General features: G+C 61.7%; 5 protein-coding genes and 1 pseudogene. All 6 read left to right on the top strand.

Annotation, left to right across the window (positions count from 1 at the left end):
* On the top strand, nt 1-373 hold a 373-nt coding region (locus AAAB16_RS04830; RefSeq protein WP_340662323.1), incomplete at its 5' end, for a cobalamin biosynthesis protein.
* Nucleotides 370-1,125, top strand: a complete 756-nt coding sequence (gene cobM / locus AAAB16_RS04825; protein ID WP_340662322.1) for a precorrin-4 C(11)-methyltransferase — start codon at nt 370-372, stop codon at nt 1,123-1,125. The genes AAAB16_RS04830 and cobM, both read left to right, overlap by 4 nt.
* Before the next feature lie 163 nt (nt 1,126-1,288).
* Nucleotides 1,289-1,539 (top strand): annotated as a pseudogene (locus AAAB16_RS04820) (hypothetical protein).
* A 50-nt stretch (nt 1,540-1,589) separates the two neighbouring features.
* Nucleotides 1,590-2,450, top strand: a complete 861-nt coding sequence (locus AAAB16_RS04815; RefSeq protein WP_340662321.1) for a DUF692 domain-containing protein — start codon at nt 1,590-1,592, stop codon at nt 2,448-2,450.
* A complete protein-coding gene (locus AAAB16_RS04810; protein ID WP_340662320.1) occupies nt 2,441-3,223 on the top strand; it encodes a DNA-binding domain-containing protein in 783 nt (260 codons plus the stop codon). Before AAAB16_RS04815 ends, AAAB16_RS04810 begins: the two co-directional genes overlap by 10 nt.
* A 76-nt stretch (nt 3,224-3,299) precedes the next feature.
* Nucleotides 3,300-3,803: a GNAT family N-acetyltransferase gene (locus AAAB16_RS04805; protein ID WP_340662319.1), complete on the top strand. Its 504-nt coding sequence runs from the start codon at nt 3,300-3,302 to the stop codon at nt 3,801-3,803.
* Nucleotides 3,804-3,976: the final 173 nt, after the last annotated feature.

Here is a 3,976-nt window from a genome sequence, read left to right as displayed (position 1 = left end):
CTTGGGCTGTAGCGAGGGCGTGTTGCGTCGGTTGCTGGAGCAGACGCTGCACAGCCTCGGCTTAAGCCTGGCCGACCTCGCTGGGCTGGCCAGCGTTGCGCATAAACGGGAAGAGGCAGGGCTGCTGGCTTTGGCGCGCAGTCTGAATCTGCCGCTGGCCTGGTTTGCTCCTGAGCAGTTGCAGGTTGTGAGTGATCGTATCGGCGCCGTTTCGCACCTAGCGTTGCATGCCACTGGCGCTGCCAGCGTGGCCGAGGCGTGCGCGTTGGCGCAGGTTGAGGCGTTAAGCGGCAGACGGGCCAATCTGCACATTGGCAAACAGACCAGCGCCCAGGCAACGGTGGCCATCGCTGGGGTAGAGGAGAGCGTATGACGGTTTATTTTATCGGTGCCGGCCCCGGCGACCCCGAGCTGATCACAGTCAAAGGCCAACGCCTGATCCGCAGCTGCCCGGTGCTGCTGTATGCCGGTTCGCTGGTGCCCGAAGCGGTGCTCGACGGGCATAACGCCGACACCGTGGTGAACACTGCCGAGCTGCATCTGGATGAAATCATCGCCTTGATCGAAGCCGCCTACGGCCGTGGCCAAGACGTGGCCCGTGTGCACTCCGGCGACCCGTCGCTGTACGGCGCCATTGGCGAGCAGATCCGCCATTTGCGCCGCTTGAATATCCCCTTCGAAATCATCCCCGGCGTCACCGCTACGGCAGCCTGCGCCGCCCTGCTGGAGAGTGAGCTGACCCTGCCGGGCATCGCCCAGACGGTCATCCTCACCCGTTATGGCAGCCGTTCGAAAATGCCCGCTGGCGAAGAGCTGGCCGACCTCGCGCGTCACGGCACCACCATGGCCATTCATTTGGGCGTGCAGCACCTGGCCAAGATCGTTCAGGAGATGCTGCCGCACTACGGCGCCGATTGCCCGATTGCCGTGGTGCACCGCGCCAGTTGGCCGGATCAGGATTGGGTTCTGGGTACGCTGGCCAATATCGAGGCTGGCGTGGCGGCTAAGGGCTTTCAACGCACGGCATTAATCGTGGTGGGTCGAGTGCTTGCCGCTGATGCCTTTGCCGACTCCAATCTGTATCGCGCTGGCCATGCCCATCTTTTTCGCCCCGCCAGCGAATAGGCGCCAGCCCAAGCACGACGGGGGCTAGCCATCGGTCGGTAAAAAACAGGCAAATTTTTTTACCGGCCGCTGTAACGCCCTTATGGGTCTTAACTCTACCTCTATGCCGGGACTGAATAAGCCTATTACGGCCGGCACTCTCCCTTTTCAGAGGTATAACAACATGACCATGAAAACCGCCGCTGCTGGTGCTGCCCTGGCCCTGGCTGCCGCTGGCCTGTTTGCCAGCATGTCACCCAAGTATTTGCTGAAGACGCCAAGGTGCATTGCTACGGTGTGAACGGCTGCAAAGGCCAGAACGACTGCAAAACTGCCAGCAATGCTTGCAAAGGCCAGGGTTCCTGCAAAGGTCAGGGCTTTAAGGCGATGACGGCAACTGCCTGCACCGATGCCGGTGGCAAGGTCGGCGAGTGAATGCATCCGGGGCGGCCTAAGAGGGCCGCCCCGCTGCTGCGGAGCGTGCAATGTCTTTTTCTACCGCTGTTAGCGCCCCTGCATTTCTGGGCTACGGCCTGGGTTTGCGCACGGCCTATTACGACGAAATTTTGCACACCAATCCGCCCGTGGATTGGTTTGAAGTACTGACGGAAAACTACCTGGTCGAGGGCGGCAAAGCGCTGTATTACCTCGATGCCATTGCCGAGCGTTATCCGCTGGTGATGCATGGCGTGTCGTTGTCCATCGGCGGGCCTCACCCTTTGGATATGGCCTATCTGCAACAGGTGCGGCAATTGGCCGAGCGGGTGCGGCCGGCCTGGATTTCCGATCATCTGTGCTGGAGCCGCGGTAGCGCCCATCAGCTGCATGACCTGCTGCCTTTGCCCTACACCGAAGAAAGCCTGCACTACGTCGCCGCCCGGGTGCGCCAGGTGCAGGATTTTCTCGGGCGGCCGCTGGTGCTGGAGAACGTGTCCAGCTACGTGCGCAGCGCCACCGATGAGTTCACCGAATGGCAGTTTTTGGCAGCCTTAAGCGAGCTGAGCGGCTGCGAGCTGCTGCTGGATATCAACAACGTGTATGTCAGTTCCCGCAATCACGACTTCGACCCTTGGGCGTTTATTGCCGCGTTGCCAGCGGCGCGCATTCGCCAGCTGCATCTGGCCGGCCATAGCGATTACGGCAGCTATGTGATCGATACCCACGACAGCCCGGTAAGCGACCCGGTGTGGCAGCTGTACCAGCGCACCGTGCAGCATTTGGGACCGGTGGCGACCTTGCTGGAGCGCGATGATCATTTTCCGCCATTGAGCGAGTTGTTAACCGAGCTTGAACAGGCTCGCGAGCTCGCCACCGCGGCCTTGATGCGAGAGCCGGTATGCGCCTGAGGGATTGGCAGCTGAGCGTGGAGGCCTATCTGTTGGCCGGGCAGGCTCAGCCCGCGCCGGCACTGCTGGGCAGCGTGCAAGGCAGTGCCACATTGAGTGCTGAAACCGGCCTGGCGATTTACCACAACGCCTACCGCGCGCGCTTACTGGAAACCCTGCGCGGCGATTTTCCGGCTGTGCTGGCGTGGCTAGGCGACGAGGCGTTTGCGCAATTGGCGGCTGCCTATTTGCAGGCTTGTCCGTCCGAGCATTTCAGCCTGCGTTGGTTGGGCGCGCGTTTTCCCGCGTTTATCGAAGCGAGCGAGCATCCTGCTGCCCTGGCCGAGCTGGCGCACTTGGAATGGGCCTTCACCCTGGCCTTTGATGCACCGGCCGGCGACCCGCTGACGCTGGAACAGATGGCCAGTTTGCCAGCGGCCGAATGGCCAAACTTGCGCATTACCTGGTTGCCTTCGGTGCAGCGTTTGCCCCAGACCTATAACAGCCTGGCGCTCTGGCGGGCGACTAAGCAAGAAGCGCCACTGCCAGCCAGCGAAGGGTTACCCGCGCCGCTGTTGTGCCTGGTGTGGCGCCAGGGGCTGCAAGGTCAGTTTCGGACGTTGGCTGCCGACGAAGCCCAGGCGCTGCTTGGCATGACCGAGGGCGGCTGGAGCTTCGCCGAGCTTTGCCTGAGCCTAGAGCGGGTGCACGAGCAGCCGGCTGCGCAGGCGGCTGGGTGGCTCAAGCAATGGCTGAGTGAGGGCTTGCTGCAACGGGCCGATCTGTACGGTTGAAAAAACCACCAGCTGCGTATGCCACGGGCCGAGGTTGTGCTTTAGCCTCGGCGGCAAATTTACGCAGGGACCGGTTATGGCAGCTGTCGAGAACATCACGTACTACCTGGAAATGCACAACGCCGACCACGTGCGCGGCAAACCGCTGCCAGCGGCGTTGAGCATTGTTGAATGCGCGATTAAGCAGTTCCAGCTCAACCGTTTTCTCTACCAATTGGTCGGCGGCCCGTGGGAGTGGACCGACAAGTTGGTGTGGAGTGACCAGCAATGGCGCGATCTGGTGGAGCAAGACAACCACCGCACCTTTGTTGCCTATGAGCAGGGCGCCATCGCCGGCTATTACGAGTTGCAGCGCAGTGCCGAGGGCGATGTGGAGATTCTCTACTTTGGCCTGGTGGAAGATTTCTTCGGCAAAGGCTTTGGCGGGCCGCTGCTGACCCACGCGCTGGAGTCGGCGTGGGGCTGGGAAGGCACTCGCCGTGTGTGGGTGCACACCTGCACCTTGGATCACCCGAGTGCGCTGGGCAATTACCAGGCGCGGGGGTTGCAGGTTTACAAGCAAGAGGTGGAGGCAGTTTGACCGATACACCCTACGGACAGTGCGCGTAGGGTGTGCTGTGCGCACCGTTGACCCTACAAAATCGGTGAAATCAGGCGCGCAATGCGCATGCCCAGTTGCCGCAGGCGATGGATGTTCTGGTCATCGCCAGCGGCCAGATCCAAGGCTTGGGCAAAGTCGTTTTCCAGCATGTG

Origin of the sequence: Pseudomonas sp. (assembly GCF_037994325.1) — a bacterium.
GTDB lineage: Bacteria > Pseudomonadota > Gammaproteobacteria > Pseudomonadales > Pseudomonadaceae > Aquipseudomonas.
Note: the sequence above shows the minus strand (reverse complement) of the source record. Positions and strands in the feature narration are given on the sequence as shown.

What these genes read in the sequence shown, in the direction of transcription:
- AAAB16_RS04805 (WP_340662319.1), top strand. Translation starts at nt 3,300, where the DNA reads ATGGCAGCTGTCGAGAACATCACGTACTACCTGGAAATGCACAACGCC.
- AAAB16_RS04810 (WP_340662320.1), top strand. Translation starts at nt 2,441, where the DNA reads ATGCGCCTGAGGGATTGGCAGCTGAGCGTGGAGGCCTATCTGTTGGCC.
- cobM (WP_340662322.1), top strand. Translation starts at nt 370, where the DNA reads ATGACGGTTTATTTTATCGGTGCCGGCCCCGGCGACCCCGAGCTGATC.
- AAAB16_RS04815 (WP_340662321.1), top strand. Translation starts at nt 1,590, where the DNA reads ATGTCTTTTTCTACCGCTGTTAGCGCCCCTGCATTTCTGGGCTACGGC.